Annotated in this window: 2 protein-coding genes; both read right to left on the bottom strand. The window is 24.9% G+C overall.

Going from position 1 to position 1,405, the window contains the following annotated elements:
* Positions 1-219 precede the first annotated feature (219 nt).
* Positions 220-459, bottom strand: coding sequence for a hypothetical protein (locus tag TR13x_RS10805; protein WP_054871946.1), 240 nt, complete (start codon positions 457-459; stop codon positions 220-222).
* Positions 460-710: 251 nt separating this feature from the next.
* The coding region (locus TR13x_RS10810) for a hypothetical protein (protein WP_207641740.1) at positions 711-1,405 on the bottom strand (695 nt) is incomplete at its 5' end.

Genomic DNA, 1,405 nt, shown 5'->3' on the forward strand with positions numbered 1-1,405 from the left:
TTTATCATAGCCACAAATAATTATAACTAAAGGTATTAATTGTAATCACAATTAATTGTGACCTACAGACCAATTGAACCTAAATTAAGTAGATTTTGTTGACAAGGAATATACTTTTCTATGAATTAAAAAAAATCACGGAAAATAAATTCTCCGCTACAATAATTTTCATTAAACGATAAAATTATAGGTTCATATGAATTCAGACTTTCCATTTCTTTATTGATTATCCATCCAAAAAATCTTACTTTTTTCATCCATTTGAACAATTTCATCCTTTAATCTATTTAATTTAACATTTATCTCTTTGATTTCTTCTTCATCTAAATCATTATTTTTAACATATTGAACCAACTTCTTCATTTCTCTTAACTTTTGTTCCATTTTATCTAACATTGCTATCCTGTATTTAACCCACTCCAATTTCCCCTTTAAATACTCCTCATTATTATTAACCATTATTCCTCTCCATTTCTATTATTGTTTTATTTGTTGTTTTAATTGTTGTTTTAGCTGTAGGTCACAATTAATTGTGACCTACTTGCTTAACGCTATATTTAATAACCTTACACTTCTCAGCCCACATTTAAATGTTGGCTATATAAAACAAACATTATATTGAAAGTATATAGCTCATATTTTACTCCAAATAACACGTTTCACAAAATTAATATAATCTTAAGATTATTAAACTATAACAAGAACATTTTCTATGAATCTATTTCTTCTACATCAGGAAGAATACCAACAAATCTCGCTAATGATATTACTGTCATAATAATTCCTGACATAATCTCATAGAAAGCTAGTGTATATAAATAAGGAAAAGTTTTACCTGTAGCTTCAATAACAACATTACTATCAAATGTTACTATACAAAGTATATTAGATCTTATATAACTCATCCACGAATTATCTACTTTACCTAAAATCAGTACTACTAATGTTATCATCATAGTTGAATACCAAAACATTATCTCAACATAATTATGCAGCAACAATAAAACCATTCTACTTTTAGATTTTATTTTATAAGGTTTATTTTGCTTCTTACATCTATATGGGTCAAATAATAAAACATTTATCTGATATATTATCACTTCGAAAACTCTTAAAACTCCATACCCAAATATAATAAACAACAAAACTTCATATTCAGATGTTAAATTATATACTATTATTGAACTTAAAATAGATAAAATTAAATTTCCTAAAACCCAACTATCTACAAAGGTATATGTAATTTCTTTCCCCATTCTTTTTCTTATAAATCTAAGTAAAGTAAAAATAGATATTTTAGATAAGAAGCTAAATATTTTTTCCCATAAATCCATTATAAAACCATCTTGTTTATTCATTATGATGTCCCCTTTATAATAACTAATTAATATTAATACCTTTGTAC

The organism is Caloranaerobacter sp. TR13 (assembly GCF_001316435.1).
Classification (GTDB): domain Bacteria; phylum Bacillota; class Clostridia; order Tissierellales; family Thermohalobacteraceae; genus Caloranaerobacter.

Bases quoted from the DNA above. Each gene is read 5' to 3' on its own strand.
- TR13x_RS10805 (WP_054871946.1), bottom strand. From the start codon at position 459: ATGGTTAATAATAATGAGGAGTATTTAAAGGGGAAATTGGAGTGGGTT.